Source organism: Flavobacterium polysaccharolyticum (genome assembly GCF_038739875.1).
Classification (GTDB): Bacteria; Bacteroidota; Bacteroidia; order Flavobacteriales; family Flavobacteriaceae; genus Flavobacterium; species Flavobacterium polysaccharolyticum.
Window position 1 is genome coordinate 66,969 of sequence record NZ_JBCGDP010000004.1, and the last position, 23,788, is coordinate 90,756.

A 23,788-nucleotide genomic window follows, 5' to 3' on the forward strand; every position below is an offset into this window, starting at 1 on the left:
GGACTGCATCCCAAATTAATTTTTCAAGAATGTTATACTTGCTTTTTCGTTTGACTTTAAACTTGTTTTTAAATCAAATGTTCTTTCTCCATCAACAATTTTAATAGTCACAGTATTTAATCCTTTATCCCCTTGATTCAATGCTTCTATTTTAAAAATGTGATTCCCTTTACTAAGAAACAAAGGGATTCTTTTCTTTGTATTTAGTATAGTATAGTTAGATATAATAATCCTATCATCTTGATATAAATTTATCTTATCTCCATCTTCATTTTCTGAATCAAAAATTTCTATTTCAACTGATTCAGACTTCACAAAAACATTTAAATTTTGATCTTTAACTAAATTGTTCACTTTTAGGCTATCGAGTAAACTAATTGGATTAGCCTTTGCTTTAGTAGTAACATCCAATTTCTTGCTCTTCTGTATTTTATTATTTACTTTATTAAGTACTTTATAAATTCTCTCTGATCCTACTAATGTAATTGTACCATTAATACATTTTCTTTTATTTTTATAAAGCCCTGTAAAATCACCATCGATTTTGGTTGCCTTGTCATTAAGCTTCACTTTTCCACTAAAATTAACAAAACAAAAACTCTTTTCTGAAAATGTAGATTTTGTGTATAAAATATCATCTTCCTTAAATTCTAAAATCTTATTTTTATTATCAAAAGTACCTGAAATGGAGTTTTTAGTTTCATTATCACCACCCAAATCAGTAATTGAATATCCATTTATTTTATTATTAGATAGTTCAAAAACCAAGCGATAGGTTATTAAAGTTTTATCATTTCCATTCAACTTCAAACCACCAAAAAACTCGAATCTTTTTTGTGAATAATTTTTGAAACAAAAAAATAGAAGAATTAAAAAACATATTTTTCTCATAAATCAAATTTAAATTTATATTTGCAAGTATAACCTTAATTTTTTAATTTAAATTATGAAACTAAAATTTTTATTATCAATGATTGCGTTGTTATTTATAACATCGTTTTCTACGTATGCATCATTCCCTGTTGAGCAAGCAACAAAAAACGGGACAACTCAAAGTACAATTACTAAATCTACTAATGATGATGATGAACTCTCATCTCCAGCTGCAGCTGCATCAGGCAAAAGCCAAGTTACAGCCTTAATTCTTGCTATTTTAATAGGGGGAATTGGAATTCATCGTTTTTACTTAGGCTATACTTGGCAAGGTATAGTTCAACTATTAACACTAGGCGGTTGTGGTATTTGGTCATTAATAGATTTAATTAGAATTATTACTGGCGATCTTCAACCAAAAAACGGTAACTATACCGAAACGCTATAGTGATGATTAAAACTACTGTATTTTATATAAGAGTCATTATTACAATAATATCTCCTTTCATTCTATTATTTTTACCAGCTAATTATTTTGATCAAGGAGATAGTATTTGTTTATCAAAAATGCTTCTAAACTATCAATGTTATGCCTGTGGATTAACAAAAGCAACTATGCATTTTATTCATTTTGAATTTGAAAAAGCATGGAGTTACAATAAATTAGTCTTTATTGTTGTGCCAATGTTGGTTCCATTATGGGCAAAAGCAATTTATGAAATACAAGGTAAAAAGATGCCTGGTGTATTAGGTAGACTTACTTAATGCATTATTCAAAACATTACTAGCACTCTAGAAATAGAGTGCTTTTTTTTTAATAAAAAAAGTTGAGGAATTAAATCTAGTTTTCAATTCGAAAATAATTTTTTAAAATTAAGTAAAAAAAATTGCGAAGCTAAGTTATTTATTGTTAATTAGTTGTATCAAATAATCTTTAATAAAAACTTTTATGAGAAAACAATTTTTATTTTCGCTGATTGTATTATTTTTCATCTCTTCGTTTACCTCTTACGCCTCATTTCCTGTAGAAAATAGAGCAACAAGTAATACGACAAGTCAAACCACCATTACAAATGCAACTGAAAAAGAAGAGCTTGTTTCACCAGCAATACTTGGTTCTGGCAAAAGTCAAGTTGCAGCACTAATTCTTTGTGTTTTTGTGGGAGTACTAGGAATACATCGTTTTTATCTTGGCTATACTTGGCAAGGTATTGTTCAATTACTCACTTTGGGAGTATTTGGAATTTGGACATTGATTGATCTTATCAGAATTATTACTGGTGATTTACAACCTAAAGGAGGAAGTTACTCCAAAACTTTATAATAAAAACATTATAAAAAAACCACTCATAAACAATTTTATATAAAAATGACTGCCTAAGCAGTCATTTTTATACTTTAAAAAGCAATGTCTGCCAAGGTGTTGTTCTCCAGAATCATTAAGGTATTGTCACGCACTTCCATCATCAGTTTACGAACGGCACAAGTGGCTTCGTCATTGCAATCGTCGCAGGGTTCATAAAAATTGTGACTAGCACAAGGCAATAAGGCAATTGGTCCTTCGAGTATGCGATAGACTTTGGCCATATTGATGTCTTTGGGTTCTTTGATTAAATAGTATCCGCCGCCTTTTCCTTTTTTGGCACCCAAAAAACCCGAATGACGCAAAAGCAATAAAATGCTTTCCAAAAACTTCAAAGAAATATGCTCTGCTTTAGCAATTTCGGCAATTTGCACAGGTGTATTGTCCTTTTGTCGTGCCAAAAAAGTAAGGGCTTTGATTCCGTATTTCGTTTTTTTTGAAAGCATAATGAATTTGAATTAATCCCAATAGTAATCGGGACTGATGTTTAATTTTTTTAGAATCGAAACAAATCGTCTTTAAATTATGTTTACGAAACTACAAACTTTATCCTTTTGTTACCAAATTGAATGAATCTAATTTAAAAATTCGTTGCAAATTGAAATAGCAAATGCTTTTTGAGTATAAAAATTGTGCCCCTTATTTTTTTATGATTTCAAAATTTATCGAATGCTTTTCAAACCAATTGTTGCTTGGTTTATTGATGTCATTTTCTCCATAATAAAGCTTAATTACTCCATTAGGAATATCTTCCTCAAAGCGCAATCTTGTTGATGAAACGGCAAATAAATTTCGAATATCCAATCCCTTCAAAGCAGCTTTCCAAGCAATTGTTCCACCAACACTAAAGGCTAAAATATCAATCTGATTTTTCTCTGCTTCCAAAAGATTTTCAATCACCTTTTCGATTCCGCCATTGACAAATTGGATGTGGAGACTTTCTTCAGTATAATTGGTGCTGTCGATTGCTCCCAACTCGCAACAATCATAAAATTGAATTTCGAATTTATCTTTCAATTGTTCAACATAATCGGAAACCCAGTCTGATTTTTCTTTTCCCCACAAATCCGATAAAATGATTAATCTTGGTTTCATTTACTTTTAATGTTAAAAACCAAATTTACACTTTTAACAAATCAAAACTCAATTATTCTATCGTCTGAATTCGATAAATAGTATTTCTACCATTTTGGATGATAACAAAAATGCAAAATCTTTCCTTTTAGCCCCGATGGAAGGGAAAATCCTTTTTTGAGTCGATCTTTTTTCGACTCAAAAAAGATTGGAATGACAGCGGGAACTTTCCCTCCAAAAAAGCCAAATCTTTCTGCTCCAAATTAATCGTTTTACTATAATATCCCTTTTATAACCACAAAACCCACAGCCGAAAGCGTGGGTTTAAAATTGTTATAAAACTATTAAAGATCAAAAACGACTTTTGCCTTAAATTTTAAGTTTGGAAAAACGGCACTTTGGAGGAGGCTTTTTTCTGTAATCGGTTTTAATCCTACGAATCTATCGTTTTCGAGAACGTAGATCAAAATCATTTTTTCCATAGGATTAACTATCCAATACTCTTTAACTTTATTTTCTTGGTAGAGATCAAATTTCAAATCCATTTCTTTTGTGGAATTCCCTGGCGAAAGAATTTCGATGATCAAATCGGGAGCGCCAATACATCCTTTTTCATCTAATTTATTATGATCACAAATAACACATAAATCAGGTTGAACCACAGAAACTATCTGACTATCATCACTACTGTTTTTAAAATCTACCAATCGAACATCAAATGGGGCTGTATACATTTTACAGGATGTTTTGCGGAAAATTTTATCTAACTGTCTCGCAATTATCCAAGAAATTTCTTGATGATTCCTGCTAGGAGCTGGACTCATTTTTAAGATTTTCCCCTTAATCAACTCTACCCTTTCCGAGAATTGCCATAGCAAATAATCAGCATAAGTATAACTTCCTTTAGGATCTAATTGATTGATGTTATTAACAATAGTACTCATTTTAACAGCTTTGGAATACAAATTTAATTAAAAAATCTTTCACAAAACATAACCCACGGCTGAAACCGTGGTATATTACTATAATTCAAAATTTTTGAATTCCCCCTTCGGGGGTTAGGGGGCTAATGCCTGATTCAAATCAGCAATCACATCTTCTACGGTTTCTAATCCCACGGAAACACGCACCAAACCATCGGTGATGCTTACGGCCAAACGCTCTTCTACAGATAATTTACTATGTGTGGTTGAGGCTGGATGCGTTACAATAGTTCTAGTGTCTCCCAAATTAGGCGATAACGAACACAATTTTATTTTATCCAAAAAGGCTCTTCCTGCTTCTAGTCCGCCTTTGATTTCGAAGGCCACGATGTTACCGCCCAATTTCATTTGCTTTTTGGCAATTTCGTATTGCGGATGCGATTTCAAGAAAGGATATTTCACTTTATTAACTTGTGGATGATTTTCTAAAAACTCAGCTACTTTCAAAGCGTTTTCACAATGTCTATCTACACGAACCGCCAAAGTTTCTAAACTTTTAGACAATACCCAAGCGTTAAATGGCGACAAAGAAGGTCCTGTCAATCGAGAAAAAAGATAAATATCTTTAATCAAATCGGATCTTCCAACGGTAATTCCTCCTAACACTCTGCCTTGTCCATCGATTAATTTGGTAGCCGAATGAATCACCAAATCCGCTCCCCATTTGATAGGTTGTTGAATGTATGGCGTAGCAAAACAATTATCGATAATCAAAATCAAATTGTGTTTTTTGGCAATAGCACCCAATACTTCCAAATCAATGATATCAATGGCTGGGTTCGTTGGGGATTCCGCATAAAGAATCTTAGTGTTGGGCTGAATAAAGCTTTCTATAGTTTCAGGTTGATTGATATCAAAATAGGTCGTTTGAATATTCCACTTTGGAAAATAATTCATAAACAAAGAATGCGAAGCACCAAAAACACTACTCGACGAAACAATATGGTCGCCCGACTTCAGTAAAGCTGCAAACGTAGAATAAATAGCAGCCATTCCTGATGCAAAAGCAAATCCAGCCTCAGCGCCTTCCATTTTGCAAATTTTATCAATAAACTCAATGGTGTTTGGGTTGCTGTAGCGGCTGTATACATTGCGCTCTTTTTCTTCTGCAAATGAAGCTCTCATATCTTCGGCATCCTCAAATACAAAACTTGAAGTTAAGTATAAAGGCACCGAATGCTCTAAATATTGTGATCGTTCAATCTGACCGCGAATGGCTTGGGTTTCAAAACCAAAATCTTGTTCGTTCATTTATTTTTTTGTTTTTAACACGAATTGCACGAATTTGCACAAATTCTTATTGTTTTAAATTTCAAAAACAAACTGACAAATCTGTGTAAATCTGTGCAATCTGTGTTTTTTTTGCTTGAATAATTTATAATTCCTCTCCATTCAAAACCACTTTGTAGTGAATGGTTGCGGTTGGTTCTAATGTTTTGGAAACAGAACAATATTTCTCAAAAGAAAGTTGTGCCGCACGAGCCGCTTTTTCGGGGATAATGTCACCTTCCAAATAAAACACTACGTGAATGTCTTTGAAGGGTTTGGCTTCGCCCACTTGTACGCGTTCTCCTTCTACCTCAGCTTTAAAAGAGGTGATTTGCTGACGTTGTTTTTTCAAAATCGAAATCATATCGATGCCGCTACAACCTGCCACACCCATCAATACTAATTCCATTGGACTTGGTCCCATATCATTTCCACCAAATTCAGGACGCGCATCTACATTTACTAGATGACCTCTGTCATTTTTTAACTCGAAATGGAAATTTTCGTTTACTCTGTTTAATATTACTTTCATAATAATCCCCTCCCCAACCCTCCCCAAAAAGGGAGGGAGTATAAGACTGGAGGTAAGTCTTTTTTAAATTATAAAATTATTCTTCCAATACTTAAACATCAAGCCTTTTTAATTCTTGCTCAATTTCTTCAATGGTAGGCAAGCTACTTTTTAGGTTATCTGGCAAATTTTCCGTTAGTTTCAATTCGCTTATCCCTATAGGTTTGTTTATGTCTCGTAAAGCAAATTCAGCTTCTAAATTACTTTTATCTTTACAAAGCAAAATACCAATAGTTGGATTGTCGTCATTTTGCTTGACCAAACTATCCACTGCTGACAAATAAAAATTTAATTTCCCTGCAAATTCTGGTATAAATTTGGTGTTTTTTAATTCAACCACCACATAACATTTAAGCCGAGTATGATAAAAGAGCAAATCGATATAATAATCATTATCGGCAATAACCAAATGATATTGTTGTCCAACAAATGCAAATCCTTTACCCAATTCTAGCAAAAACTTAGTGATATGTTGTACCAATTGGTTTTCGATATCTCGTTCTCTATATTTTGTATCTAAAGCAATAAAATCAAAAACATAAGGGTCTTTTAGCGTTTGAATGGCTAAATCTGAAAAAGGTTCAGGCAACGTATTTTTGAAATTAGTTATCGATTTGCCTTGTCTTTCATATAAGTTTGATTTAATTTGAAGGTCTAAAATATCTCTACTCCAATTGTTTTCAATGGTTTGTTGGATGTAAAAAACCGCTTCATTTGTATCCTTTGATTTCGTAAAAATAAGGATATTATGTCCCCAAGGCACTTGAATTAACAGTTGCTGCATTTTGTTTAATGACTGATTGCTTGAGCTTTGCAACTCAGGGCTTGCTAGTTGCTCCATTAGTGCAACAGCTTGTTGCACTAAATCGGAAGCGTAAAATTTATAAAATTGCTTACAATTAAAAAGGTTTCTTCTTGAAAGTCCTTTCATTTCAGGAAACTCTTCCTTTAAGTCTTGTGCTACCTTTTCAATTAATTTGCTTCCCCAAACGCTTTCTTTTTCACTAATTGATTTTCCTAATTCCCAATAAAACGCAATCAGCTCACTATTTACGGCAATTGCCGCTTTAATTTGTGAAGAACGAATTTTGCTTTTTAGCTCAACAAGCCAATTTTTATATTCAGTAGTTGTTATTTCCATAATAAGCCCCTCCACAGCCCTCCTAAAAAGGGGAGGGAGCATAGACTGGAGGTAAGTCTTTATATAATTAATACTTTATATAATAATGTTTATAATTCTACTATACTTGGACAAGCCAAACTCAGAAAAACAATGTTCCATCCTCTCCATCTAAAATCAAAAATCGTTACTCTTAATTCAAAAATCATTTATCTTTTCATTCCCCCTTCGGGGGCTAGGGGGCTTTTACCCTTTATCCGACAACCTCAAAATATCGCCAAACACACCTCTCGCCGTTACTGCCGAACCTGCTCCTGCCCCTTGAATTACAATAGGTCGGTCACCGTAGGATTCGGTGTAAATTTCGAAGAAAGAATCCGAACCTTTCAAACCTCCCAAAGCAGTATCCGAAGGTACAGAAACTAATTTTACTTCCAGATTTCCTTTATCGTTTTGCAAATCGCCAGACAATTCTCCAATATAGCGTAAAACGTGGTTGGGTTGCTGTTCTGCTTTTATTTTGGCATAAATAGGGTCGAACTCTTTTAGTTTATTCAAGAAAGTCGACACATCGCCTTCACGCAAATGCTCTGGAATTAAATTCTGAATAGCAATCTCATCAAATTCGTTTTGCAAATCCAATTCTCTGGCCAAAATCAATAGTTTTCTACCTACGTCGTTACCACATAAATCTTCTCTAGGGTCGGGTTCAGTGTAACCGTTGTCGATTGCTTCTTTCAAAATTTCGCTAAAAGGAACATCTTTGGCTGAGAAATTATTGAACAAATAACTTAACGTACCTGAAAACACTCCTTTGATTTTGGTGATGTTTTCACCCGACAAATGCAACAATTTGATGGTATCAATCAAAGGCAAACCTGCACCAACATTGGTTTCGTACAAATAACTTTTTTGATTATCATCCAAAACCTTTCTCAATTTTTTATAAAAACTATAGCTCAACGTATTGGCCACTTTATTCGAAGAAATCAAGTCGAAACTGCTTTCAATTAATGGAATATAATTTTCAACAAAAGCTGCACTAGCGGTATTATCTATAGCAATTAAATTCTCTAAATGATGCTCCTTCGCGTAGGCGATAATCTCATCTATAGAGTAAGAATGTCCGTTAGTTTGAATTTCATTTCTCCAATTCGGCGATACTCCATTTTTGTTCAACAAAACATTTTTAGAATTGGCTATCGCAAAAACATTCAATCGGATGTCTTTTCGTTTTTCAATGGCATCTGCCGATTCCAAAATTTGGTTAATCAAGGTTCCACCTACTAATCCGTGACCGAAAATCGCGATATTAATTTTCTTCGAAACACCAAAAATTTCACCGTGAATTACGTTCAACGCACGGTTCAATTCAGATTTATGCACCACCAAACTCACGTTCTTCCCAGTCACAGTGTTGTTGAACAAAATCGGAACAATCTTGTTTTTGATTAAAGCCGTATAGGGTTTGTGAAACGTACTCAAATCCTGCCCGATAATCGAGATTACAGAAACTTCATCGGTAACCGAAATTTTATTTACGTCTTTGGAATAAAAGTCATTTTCGAATTCTTTTTCCAATTCTATCATCGCTTTACTCGCTTTGTCTGCGGCAACTACCAAACCAATACCTCTTTCAGATGACCCTTGTGAAATAATACTAACACTAATATCATTATCGCCCATCACTCTAAAAATACGCGCATCAACACCCGTTTTCCCAAGCAAACCACGGCCTTCTAAATTCACCAATGCCACATTCTCCAATACCGAAAGGGTTTTAATACCTTCTTTACCAGCATTCGAAGTAATCAAAGTCCCTTTGTTTTCGTGATTGAAGGTATTTAAAATCCGTAGCGGAATATTTTTTTCCAAAAGCGGAATAATGGTTTTGGCGTGTAAAATAGTAGCGCCAAAATTGGCTAGCTCATTGGCTTCGTTAAACGATAAAAAGTCAATTTTTTTAGCATCTTCTACTAATTCTGGATTGGCTGTGTAAATTCCGTCCACGTGCGTAAAATTCTGCAATTCGGATGCGTTCAAATAATTAGAAAAAAGTGATGCCGTATAGTTACTTCCGTTTCTACCCAAAGTCGTTGCCTCATTTTTGCTATTCGAACCAATAAAACCTGTAATTATATTGACTTTATCGCTGTGCTGTTTAAAAAACTGCACCACATTTTTCTTAGAAACTTGCTCAATAGGCTGCGCATCGCCAAATTTTCCATCGGTTTTTATCAATTCTCTAGCGTCAGCAAAATTGGCATTGACTCCTTTTTGCTTCAAAATAGCCGTAATCAATTTAGCCGATAGCAATTCGCCTTGCGATAAAACTTGGTCTTTGATTTTTTCGCTATAATCACCAATCAAACTTACTCCTTCGAACAATTTTTCGAGCACAGTAAATTCCTCGGACAAATCCACCGTTGGGAAATCCGCTTGTTGATAGGCTTTAAATTTCTCGAACAAAGGTTTGTAGTTTTCATTCTTAGACGCAATCGCTAACAAATCTTCCAACTCATCCGTTGCATTCCCTCTTGCCGAAACTACAACGGCAAATTCTTCTCCCTTCAACACTTTATCAGTAAGGATTGCCAAAACTTTTTGAAGTCCTTCTCCATTGGCCAATGATTTTCCTCCGAATTTTAATATCTTCATTTTATTATATTTTACGAGTCATTCAACTCCTTTTATTTACTTTATTTTTCTCTTTCCCCTCATTAATTAGGGCGTGACCCTGTTAAAAAAAGGGGCTTATCTATAGCACCGTTTACAAAGCCCCTTTTTGTAACAGCGTCGGGCTATACGTGCTACTTCGGTAGCCTACTGCTATCCCTCACGCAAAATTCCACAAGAACTTTTAGTAGAATCTCATTTTTTCAACTAATCAAAAACCGTTGCAAGCAAACGATTCAACTGTTGAAATTCTATTAAAAAAGCATCGTGTCCGTGAATCGATTCAATTTCTTGATACGATACTTGGTGTTGTAATTGTTGTAATTCTAGACTTGTTTTTCGGTTTTCCGTTGGAGTAAAAAACAAATCGGTATTGATTCCAATGATATGAATGTTTGCCGTTATTGGCGCTACCACACTTTCAAAAGAACCTCTTCCTCGAGTGATATCAATGGTTTTCAACAACTGATTCATCAATTTATAAGAAGCCAATTGAAACCGTTGTTGCAATTTCTCTCCGTGATGCGCCAACCAACTTTCGATATTAAAAACACCCAATTCGCTATTAATCGTTCGGTTGAATTTAGCTTCAAACGATGCTGGAGTGCGGTAACACAACATAGCGTGTATTCTTGCGTCTTCAATAGGGCGAGAGGAGTGATTCAGAATTTGTTCTTGCAAATAGCAATTGGCCATCAACCAATCGGTCGCCTTCCAATCCGTTGCAATTGGAATTAAATGCTGAGCGAGTTGTGGCGATAAAGCAGCCATTTCCCAAGCAATTCCTCCACCAATAGAACCTCCAACAATGGCATAAACACGATTAATCTCGAGTTGTTGCAAACCTAAATTAAAAAGCTGTGCCACATCGCGAGCGGTAAAATCCAAATAGGATTCAATTACACTGCCATCAAAACCATTGCCTGGAACATTAAAGGCGAGAACCGTATATTTTTGAGTGTCGATAGTTTTTGCAGGTCCAATTAAATCGTTCCACCAGCCTGTTGCGCCAATCACTTGTGAGTTTCCTGTCAACGCGTGATTTACTACCACAATTGGAGCGGTATGCAAAGCGGGTCCAAAAACTTGATAACTTAAGTTTAGGGTAGCATAAAAAGCACCACTTTCGGTGGTAAAATTAGTAAGGGTAAGTATGTTGGGTTTATTTTCCAATCTCAAATCTTTGATGTTATTGATTTGTATTTGGAATATTAGAAAGAAAAACTAGTGGAGACTAGAGGTATTTTGTTGCGTTATCTTTTTCGCTAGGCGAATAGAATGTAGCACCTTCTTCGATTTCCGAAGGGTTGCTAAGGCTTCATTGGGTCTAATCCCTCCGCCTTTCTTTATAACATTTCAATACGTTTGTGAACTTAAAGCTGCAAAGTAACTATTTATTTTTTTAACACGCAAATTTTTAAAACAACAACCAAGTTACAAATCAATTGCAAACTTGGTTATTGCTAGCTCTTTGAATGGATACTCTTTAAATGAAAAGCGTATCGTTTTCATTAGAATACAAATGAAACAACATTGATTTCTTAGTAGTTTCATTTGTAGCTTCAGAAGATTTATCCATAATGAAACGCGGATGAATCAACTCGTGTACGGTTTGATCTACTTTTTCTATTTTATTTTTGATGTTTTTTCTACTAAAGAAAGAAACTATTTTGCTGAAGGTTATATTTGTTTTCATGATGATTGTTTTTTATTTGGTTTTTCTTTTTTATTTAACCGAAGCTGTCAAACACAGCTTTTAAATCGGCTTTTAAATCCTCTATATCTTCTAATCCGACCGAGAGTCGAATCAAATCTTTGGTCACTCCTGTTGTGACTTGATCGTCATCAGACAATTGTTGATGTGTTGTACTCGCGGGATGAATGATTAACGACTTCGTATCTCCGATGTTGGCCAAGAGTGAAAAAAGTTGGGTTTCATCGGCTACTTTTTTCGCTGCTTCAAATCCTCCTTTGAGTCCGAAAGTTACGATACCACTCTGACCCTTAGGTAAATATCGCGTTACCAAATCATAATATTTACTCGATGGCAGACCTGGATAATTGACCCAAGCAACAGCATCTTGTTGTTCTAGCCATTGGGCCAAGGCCAACGCATTTTCACTGTGCTTCTGGACTCGGATTGGCAAAGTTTCTAGACCTTGAATGATTTGAAAAGCATTGAACGGGCTCAGTGCTGCTCCGTAATCTCGTAATCCTTCGATACGAACTTTGGCGATAAAAGCAGCATTCCCTAACGCTTCGTGATACACTAATCCGTGATAACCTGCAGAAGGTTCTGTGAATTCAGGAAACTTCCCGCTACTCCAGTCAAAAGTTCCAGCATCTATGATGACTCCACCCAGCGAAGTCCCATTTCCCGAAATGTATTTCGTCAAAGAGTGAATTACAATATTCGCGCCAAATTCAATCGGATTGAGTAAATAGGGAGAAGGAACGGTGTTATCTACAATGAAAGGAATTTTAAGCGATTGAGCCTCAGATGAAATAGCTTTTAGATCCAAAACATCTAATTTTGGATTCCCTAACGACTCGGCAAAAAAGACTTTCGTATTTTCTTTAGCGGCTTTATTAAAATTCTCTGCCTTTGAAGGATCAACGAAAGTGGTAGTAATTCCAAGTCTTGGCAAAGTCACACTCAAAAGATTATACGTCCCTCCATACAAACTGTTAGAAGCCACAACATGATCACCCGCTTTTAAGAGCACCAATAAAGTAGTCGCAATAGCAGCCGTCCCCGATGCTGTAACTACAGCTCCAATACCTCCTTCAAGCGCTGCTAAACGTTGCTCTAAAATATCGTTTGTTGGGTTATTCAATCGAGTGTAAATAAAACCAGCTTCTGACAAACTGAATAAATTAGAAGCGTGTTCAGAATTATTAAAAACATAAGAACTGGTTTGAAAAATAGGAACCGCACGTGTTCCAGCAGTTTTAGTAGTATCGTGTCCTGTATGTAATGCCTTAGTGGCGAATTTAGTAGTACTCATTTTTTTTATTTTTTAAATTATATTTTTTATCTATTGTGGTAACAAAAAACCCTTTTAGAAAAAATCCAAAAGGGTTTAAAAAAGTTATTTATAAACTTACTTTCAGAATCAGCACATATCAATCATACACATACTCATAACCATTACCTTGGCATTCTTAATAGACTTGACATTTAGAGATTTAGACTGAGGTTGATTGATTTGTTTCATTACATTCAAATTTTTAGTATTGTTTTCTTTTGTTGTAAATAAAAAAGCCTCCCGTTTTGGCGGGAGGCTTTTGCTATATTTTGAATGAATTTAAATACGTGCAATAGACAACCCGCAGGAATTATCCTGAATGGCTTTCATCATTTTACAAGAGACTAAATTCATTGTTGTTTTTTTTGTTTTAACAAAAGTGCAAACTAAATTCCGAAAAACCAAACAATTTACAAGCTTTTAAGAAATGTTTATACTAAAGATAACAAAATCGTGTAGACAAAGTGATTAGCTTAACATAAATTCAAAAAAAAGTTAAGATTAATTTGAAATTAAAAATGGTTTCATACCTTTGCGCCCGAATACAGAGGAAAAATTTGAACTGATTGCAACCTCTTCATAATGAAATATTTCATTGTGGATATCGAAAACAAACTTCGATATAAAAAATGCTAAAGCAGGAACACTTCCCTTTAGTTTTTTATAGCAATTACCTTTTCCTCGCTTAATTTTAAAATACATTTTTTATTATGGCTTATTTATTTACGTCAGAGTCTGTAAGTGAAGGACATCCAGACAAAGTTGCTGATCAAATATCGGACGCATTAATTGATAACTTTTTAGCTTTTGATGCAGACTCCAAAGTAGCATGTGAAACTTTAGTAACTACAGGTCAAGTAATTTTGGCTGGTGAAGTAAAATCAAATACGTACTTAGATGTACAACAAATTGCTCGTGAAGTAATTCGCAAGATTGGATATACAAAAAGCGAATATATGTTTGAAGCCAATTCTTGTGGTATTCTTTCTGCTATTCACGAACAATCAGCTGACATTAATCAAGGGGTTGATAGAGCCAGTAAAGAAGAACAAGGAGCAGGTGACCAAGGAATGATGTTTGGTTACGCTACTAACGAAACCGAAAACTTCATGCCATTGGCACTTGATTTATCGCACAAATTACTGCAAGAATTAGCGATTTTAAGACGTGAAAACAACGAAATCACGTATTTGCGTCCTGATGCTAAATCTCAAGTAACTTTAGAATACAGCGATGATAACAAACCGACTCGTATCGATGCGATTGTTATCTCTACACAACATGACGATTTTGATGAAGAAGCTGCTATGTTAGCTAAAATCAAAAAAGATATTGTTGACATTTTGATTCCTAGAATTATCGCCAAAAATCCAGAACACGCTCATTTATTCAATGATAAAATCCAATACCATATCAACCCAACAGGAAAATTCGTAATTGGAGGACCTCACGGAGATACCGGTTTAACCGGAAGAAAAATCATTGTAGATACTTACGGTGGGAAAGGCGCTCACGGTGGTGGTGCTTTCTCAGGAAAAGATCCAAGTAAAGTAGACCGTAGTGCAGCTTATGCAACTCGTCATATTGCTAAAAACTTAGTAGCCGCTGGTGTAGCTGACGAAATTTTAGTACAAGTTTCTTACGCGATTGGTGTAGCTAAACCAATGGGGGTTTTCATCGAAACCTACGGAACTTCAAAAGTGAATTTGACAAATGGTGAAATCGCTAAAAAAGTAGAAGAAATTTTCGACATGCGTCCTTACTTCATCGAACAACGATTGAAATTAAGAAACCCGATTTATAGCGAAACAGCAGCATACGGACACATGGGACGTACTCCTGAAACCGTAACCAAAACTTTCTCTGCTCCAGGCGGATTAACAAAAACCGTTACTGTAGATTTGTTTACTTGGGAAAAATTAGATTTTGTAGATCAAGTAAAAACTGCTTTTGGATTATAAGATCAAAGCTTTTAATAAAGTAAAAGCCTTCTTGTTATAGTAAACGAGAAGGCTTTTTTTAAACTCCTAGAGTTAAGTTAACACTATACTTTATTCATTAGTTTTAAAATTTGATTTAAACAAACCTATAACAAAAAGCCTTTTCAGTAGATTGCTTATGGTTTGATATAAAACAATCTACTCCCTACAAATTATACTTCACAGAGAAAATCAAATAACGAGGTTGTACGGTATATTGCGAGGTTCTTGTAGCGAATTGTGAAAAACTATCGTCGTTGAGTGAGGTAGTATTCAATAAATTCGTACCGCTTATTTTATACTCTAATTTGCTGTTCTTCTTTTGGTAAATCAAACTCGCATTCAAGAAATCATATTCATTATTAACGGTTTTGTCGTTGTTGTAATAATGATAGAATTCATACTCGGCTACAAATGAGAAACTGTCTAAGAAATAGTAATCTAGCTTGGCAAAAGGACGATCGGTATAAAAAGTATTATTGTTATAGTCATTGATTACTATATTGTATCCTACTTCTAGATTGGGTAAGCTCTTGTAATTGGTAGAAGCTCTCAAAGTATAACTTTGTGTAAAACTCTCATTAGCGATAGTTACATTGTTCTGCTTGTTATTAAATTTCGACCAATTCAAATTAGTATCAAAAGAAGCTTTGTAATTTTTCAAAAACGAACGCCCATAAGAAGCACGTCCCGAGATGGTTTCGTCGGCAAAAGGAGAGTTAAAAGGCACTGAAGTTTGGTTCACCCCATCAAAAGTAGCATCTGTTTTAATGGCATCTACCGTTTTGGTGTAATTTACAAAAGCGGTAATGTTTTCCATATTGAACATATTGTATTTGAAGTAACGCAGCGAATGTTGTTGTGCCGTAGCATTTTCTAGTGCTCTGAAACCGCGAGTTAAACTATTGTAGTTCGAGAAGACATAACCTTCTACCAATTTATTGATGTCGGTAAAATTGTTAGTATACGAGAAGTTATAGGTCAAGGTCTCGGCTTTTTTGATTTGGTAAATCGCTACAAAGTCAGGTAAGGCTCTGAAGAATTTCTGACTGAATTCGGTTCCTAATTGCGCATTGGTCATATTGTAACTGTGCAAACTAACTCCGGGAGTAAACGTAAATTTCCCCGTAAGTATCTTATAATGCAATCCCAAAAACACATCATTAAAACGATAGTCTACATCGTTGGTGTTTTCGGAAGCATTTAAATCGTTTATTGTGCCATTATCCAAAAGCTGAAAAATAGAGGAATTAAAATTTTGATACGAATACGTATTGCCTAAAGTCAAATTGATATTGCTTTTTGGCGTCAACATATAGTAATAATCCAACTTGGCGTCGAGTTTGTTCGTTTTTACAAATCGAGTTTGGTTGATGTCGTTTCTATTTTGACCTGGTTGATAACCGCTTAAAGTAAAAGGTCGCGACTGCAAATTGGCATTATAAAAAGGATCTTCTTCTTGGTATAAACTTTGCATTTCTACCGCAAAGACATTTTTTTCATTCAAGGTAAAATAGGCACTCAAATTCTGATTTACCGAAATAGGATCTTGCTTTTTTAGCGTAGCTATAGATTCCGTAGCCGAAATATTTTGCACTATTGATTCACGAAGCAACGAAGTGTTTTCATCTTGTTTGGACAACTTGGTTAGCACATCATAATCCAACTGAAAATTAGTCGAGGGTTTGTAGGTCGTACTCAATTTAAATAAACCTAAATTACTGGTTTGGTGCGCTACTTCTTTTCGGTTTTCAGTAGAAGCCACTTCTGAGGAATTCGGTTTCAAGATATTATTTTGAGAAATGGTTTCTAAATCGGTAATCGAAGAAGAAACAATTCCAAAACCACTAAAACTCCAAGCTTTATTTACATTGTACGAGAAATTGGTCGCGCCAAACTTCGTATCAATTTCCTTGGCTCTATTATTTCTTGCTAAAGCAATACCCAAATCATTAGAAGACACGTTAAAACTTGAACCTCCCTTAGCCGACAATCCACGAAATCCACCGGTAAACTTAAAATAATCCTGAATCGTCAAAGGTAATTCGCCTATGTTATTGAAATTCGAAATCAAATTCACACTGTACTTTGGATTGTAATAAAACAATTTCGGATTAATCACATACCTGCTTTCTTTGTGGGCCACCCCAACACCCGCGTTGACATCTCCAAACCAAAAGTTCTTCTTACCTGATTTCAATTTGATATTCATTCCAATATTGTCTTGGTTGTTTTCCACCCCTTTTAATATCGAGTTTTCGTTGTAATTGCGTAATACTTGAATCTTATCAATCGCATCGGCAGGGATGTTTTTTACTCCCAATTTGGTATCACCATCAAAAAAGTCTTTGCCTTCCACCATCAATTTGGTTACTTTTTTACCCTCCACTTCAATTTCGCCGTCGGCATTGACTTCCACTCCAGGCAATTTTTTCAATACATCTTCTAGTTTTCTTTCTGTTCCGGATTTAAACGAATCGGCATTGTACACAATCGTGTCGCCTTTAATAGAAACAGGCATTTCGCGTACAATCTCAACCCCGTCCAATTCAATACCACCCGCGTCCAAAGCAATATTTTTGACTAAATTAGTGGTAGCCGTAGTCACTTCTACCTCTTTATTTTGCATCCCCAAAAAGCTCACTTTGATTATATAGGTAGTATTCGGTTTCAAATTCAAACTAAATTTTCCTTTATCATTCGTTATGGCATAACCATCCATGGCTTTAGTGCTTTTATTGACCGCCATAACATTGGCCATTTCAAGTCCCGCGTTTTTAGAGTCGGTAATCAAACCATCGAGTTTAATGGTTTGTGCAAAAGATACAATAGAAAAAAGAAAAAGAGCAATTCGAAGCAATGCTTTCATAGAGTGGTTATTGAATGTGATAGTGGTATTACTTTATTTTGGAGCAACAACAATGGGCTTTTTGACCAACAAAGTCCCGTCGTCCGCTATATCTTTGCCTTTTGTAAAGAAAAAAGGCAAAGGATACCGCTTCCACCGGGGCTAGAAGGTGGCATTATTTTGTATTGGTTATTATTTAAACTGATAAAAAGAAAGCATCAACCTCCTACTCTCATTCTAAATCCGCCATTATTTCCTCCTCTTCCACGATTCATCTCACGAAATTCATCCATTTTTTTAATCACCGTTTCGTCAAAATCTTTTTGATTGATTACTTTGCCATTCGTAGCGGGTTTTATAGCTGCTTTTTCTTTCGGATTCAAAACCACTTTAGAACATAAAATCACAGTTTTACCATCATTAACTTCCAAAATCAAACCAGGCAATCCCCAATAGCCTTCAGGCCCTTGATTTACTGGAATTTCTGGAGTGTACCACGCCGTAATCGTAACTTCATTGGGAATATCTAACTCATCCATAAGACTGATTTTCTTAGGTTCACCCGCTTTCTCAGTAGCCTCTTTTTTCTCGTCCTTTGGTCTAAAATTTCTAAAATCGGTTTTACTAACCGGACGAACGGCTGTAGCTTTGTAACAATTATAACCGCCAATTACTCTCGTCTCTCCTTCCATTTTCCACTTTAGGTTGGTAAGGGTATCTTTGACCAAGAACTCTTTGCCCATAAATTCTTTATCGACCGTATAGCTTTTATCCTTTACATTTTTGTAATACGTACCGCCGCCTCCAGTCATAGAAGCCATCATTCGCATTCCGCCGCCACCATCTTGTCCAGGCGCCTCTAATTTCTCTTCTTCTTTATAAATAGACGCCGATTTATCAAAATTTAGAATGAATGTTTTTTCAAACATTTTCTTCATTCGATCCTCGATGTTTTTCATCATTTCGGGAGTAATGTTTTTATTTCCTTCCATTCTGGTCTTAAAATCAGCTGTACTCGTTTTAGACTCATACACTGCCATACCTTGAAATTCCTGAGCTCTAAGCCCAACACTGCTCAATACAAGCGCGGTCAAAAGCAAAATAATTTTATACATAGTTTCCAAATTTTTCAATAAGACGAGATTCAAATTCATTTGTTACAGCATTAGTTCATAAATAACTATAGACATAAGAAAAACGAAAAGGTTTAATTGTAAATTAGCGAAATGAAGAAGTATTTGATGTTTTTGGTAGCATTTTCGTTTTTAACCCAATGCCACTCCCAAATCAAAGGGATTCCTATGCAAGCAATGGAGGTCGCTCCCAAAACAGTCACGTTTTTGGCTCACGACGCTTTTGATTATGCCTATACAATAGAAAATAACGTTTTCAAGAAAAGCAAAGACTCCGAAAACTGGGAATACAAAAACGTGACCTTAGGAAAAATCACCAAAGTCGACCTTCAAAATCCACTCAAGATAGTATTGTTTTATGAGGATTTCAATACGGTAATCCTATTAGACAACCAACTCAACGAAAGTCAAAAAATTAATTTTTCTGAGCACCCTACGCCAATCAATGCTACGGCAGTGGGTATTGCTTCTCAAAATCAATTGTGGATCTACAACAACCTCAATCAACAAATTGGATTGTATGACTATCTCAAAAACGAGTACAAAACCATTAGTACTCCTCTGTCGGGAAAAATCAAAAACTACACCACAGACTTCAATTCATTTATATGGATGGCTGACAATGGAGAAGGCTATTCTTGTTCGTTATTTGGCGCCATCGAGAATTTAGGAAAATTTCCAGCTGCTGACCAACTCCAAATCATCAGCTCCAATCAGATGCTTTACAGTATAGACCAAAAAATAACACTATTGACTCGACAAAAAGATAAATCTTGGGCAAGCACTACCCTTCAACTTCCTGAAAAAAGGTTTGAAAAATTCTATTACCAAGCCCAAATTTTAGCTATTTTTACAACCGAAGGAATTTATAATTTTAAAATCATACTACCGTAATGCACATAGCAGTAGCAGGAAACATAGGTTCAGGAAAAACTACCTTAACACAATTATTGTCGAAACATTTTAAATGGGAACCACATTACGAGGACGTAGTTGACAACCCTTATTTGGACGATTTTTACCACCAAATGGAACGCTGGTCTTTTAACCTGCAAATTTATTTCTTGAACAGCCGTTTTCGTCAAGTAATGCAAATTCGCCAAAGTGGTAAAAAAATCATTCAAGACCGTACAATTTATGAAGACGCGCATATTTTTGCTCCCAACTTACACGCGATGGGATTGATGACCAATCGAGATTTTCAGAATTATACTTCCTTATTTGAATTGATGGAAACGATGGTGCAACCACCAGATTTGTTGATTTACTTAAGAAGCTCCATTCCTAATTTGGTAGGACAAATTCACAAACGCGGGCGTGAATACGAAAACTCCATTTCTATTGACTATTTGAGCCGTTTGAACGAACGATACGAAGCGTGGATTCAAAGTTATACCAAAGGGAAACTTTTGGTGATTGATGTGGATAATATCAATTTTGTGGATAACCCAGAAGACTTAGGAAACATCATCAACAGAATTGATGCAGAATTGAACGGATTGTTTTAGAAACACAGATTACCTAAGATTTATAAAAAACAAAAAAGTTTTGCAGATGCAAGGCTTTTTTGTTTGTATTACTCTAAAAAAAACACCTCACAACAAAATAATGTTGTGAGGTGTTTTTAGTTTGCGCTTATGCCAAAGCAATTACTTTGACACATCGATACTATTATTTCAAAGCTTTGATTTTCGCTTTCACTTCTTCCTCAGTTCCTTCGAAAGTTTGAGTGGTAGTCGTTCCGTTAGCCGTAGTAGTTACTGTAGCTTTAGTTTTACCTTTATCACTGGTCATTTCCACATGAACATCTTTCATCGTAGTCAATTTAATGGTTTGTGTTTTTTCACCCACAAATTTTCCATTGGCATCGTACATTGACAAACATTTAGCAGTACATTCTTCTGAACAACCATTTTCTTTGCACATCGCTGCGCACTCGTCTTTGGTCATAGTAGCCATTTTTGCAGGGTCGCATTTTTTGGCTTCGCACATCATTTCTGTGGTAGCTCCACCTGCGCAACAAGACGCCGTTGCAGCGGTATCAGTATGCCCACTTCCTAAAATCGGAGCAATAACCAATCCAATCAAACAAGTCAATTTGATTAAAATATTCATAGATGGCCCAGAGGTATCTTTGAAAGGGTCTCCAACGGTATCTCCAGTTACCGCCGCTTTGTGTGCATCAGAACCTTTGTACGTCATTACTCCATTAATCATAACCCCAGCTTCGAAAGATTTCTTAGCATTGTCCCAAGCACCTCCAGCGTTATTTTGGAAAACTGCCCATAATACTCCAGATACAGTTACTCCAGCCATATAGCCTCCTAACATTTCAGCAATCAATTGGTTGTTATCACCGTAAACTAATTTTCCTAGTAACACAATAGCGATAGGAAAACCAATGGTCAATATACCAGGCAACATCATTTCGCGTAAAGCAGCTTTGGTTGAAATCTCCACACATTTACCGTATTCTGGTCTTCCTGTTCCTTCCATAATTCCTGGAATTTCTTTGAACTGACGACGTACTTCGTAAACCATATCCATTGCAGCTTTTCCAACAGAATTCATTGCTAAAGCAGAGAAAACCACTGGAATCATGCCACCCACAAATAACATTGCTAAAACAGGAGCTTTAAAAATATTGATTCCATCAATTCCTGTAAAAGTTACATAAGCTGCAAACAAAGCCAATGAAGTTAGTGCTGCAGAAGCAATCGCAAAACCTTTTCCTGTAGCAGCTGTCGTGTTTCCAACAGAATCCAAAATATCGGTTCTGGTACGAACTTCTTTTGGTAATTCACTCATTTCAGCAATTCCTCCTGCGTTGTCTGAAATAGGTCCAAACGCATCGATTGCTAATTGCATAGCGGTAGTCGCCATCATCGCTGAAGCGGCTAAAGCCACACCATAAAATCCAGCTAAAGCATAAGAAGCCCAAATAGCAGCTGCAAATAATAAAACCGTTGGGAAAGTTGAAATCATTCCTGTTGCTAAACCAGCAATAACGTTAGTTCCTGCACCTGTACTTGATTTTTGAACAATCGCCATTACCGGTTTTGTACCCAAACCAGTGTAATATTCCGTTACGGAAGAAATGGTTCCACCTACAACCAAACCAACAATCGTAGCATAGAAAACACGCATAGAATCGATATCCTTAATACCTTCGCCATAAAACTCCATTTTCATAGTCGTAGGCAACATATATTGTACTAAAAAGTAACAAGAAACCAAGGTTAAAACAATAGACACCCAGTTTCCGATGTTTAAGGCTTTTTGTACTTGAGCTTCTTTGGCATCATCACTACTAATTTTCACCAACATCGTTCCGATAATAGAAAACAAAATTCCAAAACCAGCAATCGCCATCGGCAATAAAATTGGACCAATTCCTCCAAAGGCATCATCAATTTTACCACCCATATCTTTAATCACGTAGTTTCCAAGAACCATTGCAGCCAATACAGTCGCAACATACGAACCAAATAAATCGGCACCCATACCGGCAACGTCTCCAACATTATCCCCAACGTTATCAGCGATTGTAGCAGGGTTTCTTGGATCGTCTTCAGGGATTCCAGCTTCTACTTTACCAACTAAATCGGCACCAACATCGGCCGCTTTGGTGTAAATTCCACCACCTACACGAGCAAACAACGCAATAGATTCAGCTCCTAAAGAAAAACCAGCTAAGGTTTCCAGAACAATCGTCATATCTTCAGTAGAAGTCCATTCTCCGTTCATAAAGATTCTGAAAAAGACAATAAAAAAACCGGTCAACCCTAAAACAGCTAAACCGGCTACACCTAATCCCATTACGGTTCCTCCACCAAAAGACACTTTTAAAGCTTGAGGTAAACTAGTACGTGCTGCTTGTGTTGTTCTGACGTTGGTTTTGGTGGCGATTTTCATTCCCATATTTCCAGCCAAAGCGGAGAAAAAAGCACCAAAGATAAAAGCGATAACTATTAAAAGATGGGTTTTTACGCCAGGTAAGAAAGTTATCCCTGCCAATACTGCACTTGCTAAAAAGACAAATACAGCTAATAATCTATATTCTGCTTTTAAAAAGGCCAAAGCCCCTTCATAAATGTAATCTGATATTTCTTTCATTTTGCCGTCACCAGCATCTTGTTTGAGCACCCAAGCTCGTTTTGCGAACATGAACAGAAGTCCAATAAGCGCCATAACAATTGGCACAAAAATCATAAATGTATTCATAGAGAAATATTATTTTTAATTAATCATAAAATCTTGTTGGTAACGAATTTAAGCAAAAAAAAGCAACACTCATTGCTGAGTATTGCTTTTTTTATAAAAAATGAAGGGTAATTTTATTTAATACTAAATAATCCTTCTGGTTTATTTTCGATTTCATCAAAACGCTGTGTACATTCTTTGATGATAGCATAGGCTTCATTCACATCACCCCAACCTTCTACATCTACTTTCTTGTGCTCTAAATCTTTGTAAACTTGAAAGAAATGTTCAATCTCTTTTAATAAGTGTGGATTTACATCTGAGAGATCTTCTAATGAATTCCAAATTGGATCAGAAACGGGTACACAGATCACTTTTTCGTCTGGTCCTTTATCGTCTGCCATATGAAAAACTCCAATTGGTTTTACTTCCATCACACATCCAGGAAAAGTTGGCTCGTTTACCAATACCAATACATCCAATGGATCGCCATCTAAGGCTAATGTTTCAGGAATAAATCCGTAGTCTGCTGGATACATCATAGAAGAGAATAACATTCTATCGAAACGCATTCTTTTGATGGCAAAATCGTACTCGTATTTGTTTCTACTTCCTCTTGGTATTTCGATCAATACATCGAAAGTTTTTAATTTGTCTGCAGTCATTT

Annotated in this window: 21 protein-coding genes and 1 riboswitch; of the genes, 6 read left to right on the forward strand and 15 right to left on the reverse strand. The window is 35.6% G+C overall.

The window, feature by feature from the left end; genetic code table 11:
- Window positions 1-15 precede the first annotated feature (15 nt).
- On the reverse strand, window positions 16-891 hold the full coding sequence (locus WFZ86_RS05345; RefSeq protein WP_342690979.1) for a hypothetical protein: 876 nt from the start codon (window positions 889-891) through the stop codon (window positions 16-18).
- A 55-nt stretch (window positions 892-946) separates the two neighbouring features.
- Between WFZ86_RS05345 and WFZ86_RS05350 the strand changes: the two genes are divergently transcribed.
- The 3 genes from WFZ86_RS05350 (at window position 947) to WFZ86_RS05360 (ending at window position 2,197) form a co-directional block, all read left to right on the forward strand.
- The gene (locus WFZ86_RS05350) at window positions 947-1,321 is read left to right on the forward strand and encodes a TM2 domain-containing protein (protein ID WP_315174961.1); all 375 of its coding nucleotides are present in this window, start codon (window positions 947-949) and stop codon (window positions 1,319-1,321) included.
- Between the two features lie 2 nt (window positions 1,322-1,323).
- A complete protein-coding gene (locus WFZ86_RS05355; protein ID WP_315174964.1) occupies window positions 1,324-1,638 on the forward strand; it encodes a DUF2752 domain-containing protein in 315 nt (104 codons plus the stop codon).
- A 184-nt stretch (window positions 1,639-1,822) separates the two neighbouring features.
- Window positions 1,823-2,197 carry a TM2 domain-containing protein gene (locus WFZ86_RS05360; protein ID WP_315174966.1) on the forward strand — a complete coding sequence of 125 codons (375 nt, stop codon included), beginning with the start codon at window positions 1,823-1,825 and terminating at the stop codon, window positions 2,195-2,197.
- Window positions 2,198-2,271: 74 nt separating this feature from the next.
- Here WFZ86_RS05360 and WFZ86_RS05365 read toward each other — a convergent pair whose 3' ends face one another.
- The 10 genes from WFZ86_RS05365 to WFZ86_RS05410 form a co-directional block, all read right to left on the reverse strand.
- Complete coding sequence (locus WFZ86_RS05365; protein ID WP_159687688.1) at window positions 2,272-2,682, reverse strand: RrF2 family transcriptional regulator; 411 nt, start codon at window positions 2,680-2,682, stop codon at window positions 2,272-2,274.
- A gap of 193 nt (window positions 2,683-2,875) precedes the next feature.
- Window positions 2,876-3,331 (reverse strand): alpha/beta hydrolase, encoded by a 456-nt coding sequence (locus WFZ86_RS05370; RefSeq protein ID WP_342690980.1) that lies wholly within the window; start codon window positions 3,329-3,331, stop codon window positions 2,876-2,878.
- Window positions 3,332-3,654: 323 nt separating this feature from the next.
- Window positions 3,655-4,254, reverse strand: coding sequence for a Uma2 family endonuclease (locus WFZ86_RS05375; protein WP_342690981.1), 600 nt, complete (start codon window positions 4,252-4,254; stop codon window positions 3,655-3,657).
- A 114-nt stretch (window positions 4,255-4,368) separates the two neighbouring features.
- A complete protein-coding gene (locus tag WFZ86_RS05380) occupies window positions 4,369-5,544 on the reverse strand; it encodes a trans-sulfuration enzyme family protein (RefSeq protein ID WP_342690982.1) in 1,176 nt (391 codons plus the stop codon).
- Between the two features lie 124 nt (window positions 5,545-5,668).
- Complete coding sequence (locus tag WFZ86_RS05385; protein WP_342690983.1) at window positions 5,669-6,094, reverse strand: OsmC family protein; 426 nt, start codon at window positions 6,092-6,094, stop codon at window positions 5,669-5,671.
- 91 nt (window positions 6,095-6,185) lie between these two features.
- Complete coding sequence (locus tag WFZ86_RS05390; RefSeq protein WP_342690984.1) at window positions 6,186-7,274, reverse strand: PDDEXK nuclease domain-containing protein; 1,089 nt, start codon at window positions 7,272-7,274, stop codon at window positions 6,186-6,188.
- Between the two features lie 225 nt (window positions 7,275-7,499).
- Entirely contained in the window at window positions 7,500-9,911 is a 2,412-nt protein-coding gene (gene thrA / locus WFZ86_RS05395; protein WP_342690985.1) for a bifunctional aspartate kinase/homoserine dehydrogenase I, read from the reverse strand.
- 225 nt (window positions 9,912-10,136) lie between these two features.
- On the reverse strand, window positions 10,137-11,102 hold the full coding sequence (locus tag WFZ86_RS05400) for an alpha/beta fold hydrolase (protein WP_342690986.1): 966 nt from the start codon (window positions 11,100-11,102) through the stop codon (window positions 10,137-10,139).
- A gap of 77 nt (window positions 11,103-11,179) precedes the next feature.
- Window positions 11,180-11,284: riboswitch (SAM riboswitch) on the reverse strand.
- 131 nt (window positions 11,285-11,415) lie between these two features.
- Window positions 11,416-11,625 carry a hypothetical protein gene (locus tag WFZ86_RS05405; RefSeq protein ID WP_342690987.1) on the reverse strand — a complete coding sequence of 70 codons (210 nt, stop codon included), beginning with the start codon at window positions 11,623-11,625 and terminating at the stop codon, window positions 11,416-11,418.
- A 34-nt stretch (window positions 11,626-11,659) separates the two neighbouring features.
- Window positions 11,660-12,937 (reverse strand): O-acetylhomoserine aminocarboxypropyltransferase/cysteine synthase family protein, encoded by a 1,278-nt coding sequence (locus tag WFZ86_RS05410; RefSeq protein ID WP_342690988.1) that lies wholly within the window; start codon window positions 12,935-12,937, stop codon window positions 11,660-11,662.
- 731 nt (window positions 12,938-13,668) lie between these two features.
- On the opposite strand from WFZ86_RS05410, the gene metK reads away from it, so the two are divergent.
- Window positions 13,669-14,919, forward strand: a complete 1,251-nt coding sequence (gene metK, locus WFZ86_RS05415) for a methionine adenosyltransferase (RefSeq protein ID WP_342690989.1) — start codon at window positions 13,669-13,671, stop codon at window positions 14,917-14,919.
- A 184-nt stretch (window positions 14,920-15,103) separates the two neighbouring features.
- Here the strand turns inward: metK and WFZ86_RS05420 are convergent, their stop codons facing one another.
- Both WFZ86_RS05420 and WFZ86_RS05425 read right to left on the reverse strand, forming a co-directional pair.
- Entirely contained in the window at window positions 15,104-17,806 is a 2,703-nt protein-coding gene (locus WFZ86_RS05420; RefSeq protein WP_342690990.1) for a carboxypeptidase-like regulatory domain-containing protein, read from the reverse strand.
- Between the two features lie 197 nt (window positions 17,807-18,003).
- Entirely contained in the window at window positions 18,004-18,900 is an 897-nt protein-coding gene (locus WFZ86_RS05425) for a GLPGLI family protein (protein WP_342690991.1), read from the reverse strand.
- A 111-nt stretch (window positions 18,901-19,011) separates the two neighbouring features.
- Here WFZ86_RS05425 and WFZ86_RS05430 point away from each other — a divergent pair, with 111 nt between their 5' ends.
- Window positions 19,012-19,812, forward strand: a complete 801-nt coding sequence (locus WFZ86_RS05430; protein ID WP_342690992.1) for a hypothetical protein — start codon at window positions 19,012-19,014, stop codon at window positions 19,810-19,812.
- Window positions 19,812-20,426 (forward strand): deoxynucleoside kinase, encoded by a 615-nt coding sequence (locus tag WFZ86_RS05435; RefSeq protein ID WP_064715574.1) that lies wholly within the window; start codon window positions 19,812-19,814, stop codon window positions 20,424-20,426. The genes WFZ86_RS05430 and WFZ86_RS05435 overlap by 1 nt, the downstream gene beginning before the upstream one ends.
- A gap of 163 nt (window positions 20,427-20,589) precedes the next feature.
- On the opposite strand, the gene WFZ86_RS05440 is transcribed toward WFZ86_RS05435, so the two are convergent.
- The gene (locus WFZ86_RS05440; RefSeq protein ID WP_342690993.1) at window positions 20,590-23,142 is read right to left on the reverse strand and encodes a sodium-translocating pyrophosphatase; all 2,553 of its coding nucleotides are present in this window, start codon (window positions 23,140-23,142) and stop codon (window positions 20,590-20,592) included.
- Window positions 23,143-23,255: 113 nt separating this feature from the next.
- Complete coding sequence (locus tag WFZ86_RS05445) at window positions 23,256-23,786, reverse strand: inorganic diphosphatase (RefSeq protein ID WP_342690994.1); 531 nt, start codon at window positions 23,784-23,786, stop codon at window positions 23,256-23,258.
- Window positions 23,787-23,788: the final 2 nt, after the last annotated feature.

Bases quoted from the DNA above. Each gene is read 5' to 3' on its own strand.
- WFZ86_RS05390 (WP_342690984.1), bottom strand. From the start codon at position 7,274: ATGGAAATAACAACTACTGAATATAAAAATTGGCTTGTTGAGCTAAAA.
- WFZ86_RS05420 (WP_342690990.1), bottom strand. From the start codon at position 17,806: ATGAAAGCATTGCTTCGAATTGCTCTTTTTCTTTTTTCTATTGTATCT.
- WFZ86_RS05445 (WP_342690994.1), bottom strand. From the start codon at position 23,786: ATGACTGCAGACAAATTAAAAACTTTCGATGTATTGATCGAAATACCA.
- metK (WP_342690989.1), top strand. From the start codon at position 13,669: ATGGCTTATTTATTTACGTCAGAGTCTGTAAGTGAAGGACATCCAGAC.
- WFZ86_RS05370 (WP_342690980.1), bottom strand. From the start codon at position 3,331: ATGAAACCAAGATTAATCATTTTATCGGATTTGTGGGGAAAAGAAAAA.
- WFZ86_RS05405 (WP_342690987.1), bottom strand. From the start codon at position 11,625: ATGAAAACAAATATAACCTTCAGCAAAATAGTTTCTTTCTTTAGTAGA.
- WFZ86_RS05440 (WP_342690993.1), bottom strand. From the start codon at position 23,142: ATGAATACATTTATGATTTTTGTGCCAATTGTTATGGCGCTTATTGGA.
- WFZ86_RS05425 (WP_342690991.1), bottom strand. From the start codon at position 18,900: ATGTATAAAATTATTTTGCTTTTGACCGCGCTTGTATTGAGCAGTGTT.
- WFZ86_RS05410 (WP_342690988.1), bottom strand. From the start codon at position 12,937: ATGAGTACTACTAAATTCGCCACTAAGGCATTACATACAGGACACGAT.
- WFZ86_RS05345 (WP_342690979.1), bottom strand. From the start codon at position 891: ATGAGAAAAATATGTTTTTTAATTCTTCTATTTTTTTGTTTCAAAAAT.
- WFZ86_RS05355 (WP_315174964.1), top strand. From the start codon at position 1,324: ATGATTAAAACTACTGTATTTTATATAAGAGTCATTATTACAATAATA.
- WFZ86_RS05365 (WP_159687688.1), bottom strand. From the start codon at position 2,682: ATGCTTTCAAAAAAAACGAAATACGGAATCAAAGCCCTTACTTTTTTG.
- WFZ86_RS05375 (WP_342690981.1), bottom strand. From the start codon at position 4,254: ATGAGTACTATTGTTAATAACATCAATCAATTAGATCCTAAAGGAAGT.
- WFZ86_RS05350 (WP_315174961.1), top strand. From the start codon at position 947: ATGAAACTAAAATTTTTATTATCAATGATTGCGTTGTTATTTATAACA.
- WFZ86_RS05380 (WP_342690982.1), bottom strand. From the start codon at position 5,544: ATGAACGAACAAGATTTTGGTTTTGAAACCCAAGCCATTCGCGGTCAG.
- WFZ86_RS05435 (WP_064715574.1), top strand. From the start codon at position 19,812: ATGCACATAGCAGTAGCAGGAAACATAGGTTCAGGAAAAACTACCTTA.
- thrA (WP_342690985.1), bottom strand. From the start codon at position 9,911: ATGAAGATATTAAAATTCGGAGGAAAATCATTGGCCAATGGAGAAGGA.
- WFZ86_RS05385 (WP_342690983.1), bottom strand. From the start codon at position 6,094: ATGAAAGTAATATTAAACAGAGTAAACGAAAATTTCCATTTCGAGTTA.
- WFZ86_RS05360 (WP_315174966.1), top strand. From the start codon at position 1,823: ATGAGAAAACAATTTTTATTTTCGCTGATTGTATTATTTTTCATCTCT.
- WFZ86_RS05430 (WP_342690992.1), top strand. From the start codon at position 19,012: ATGAAGAAGTATTTGATGTTTTTGGTAGCATTTTCGTTTTTAACCCAA.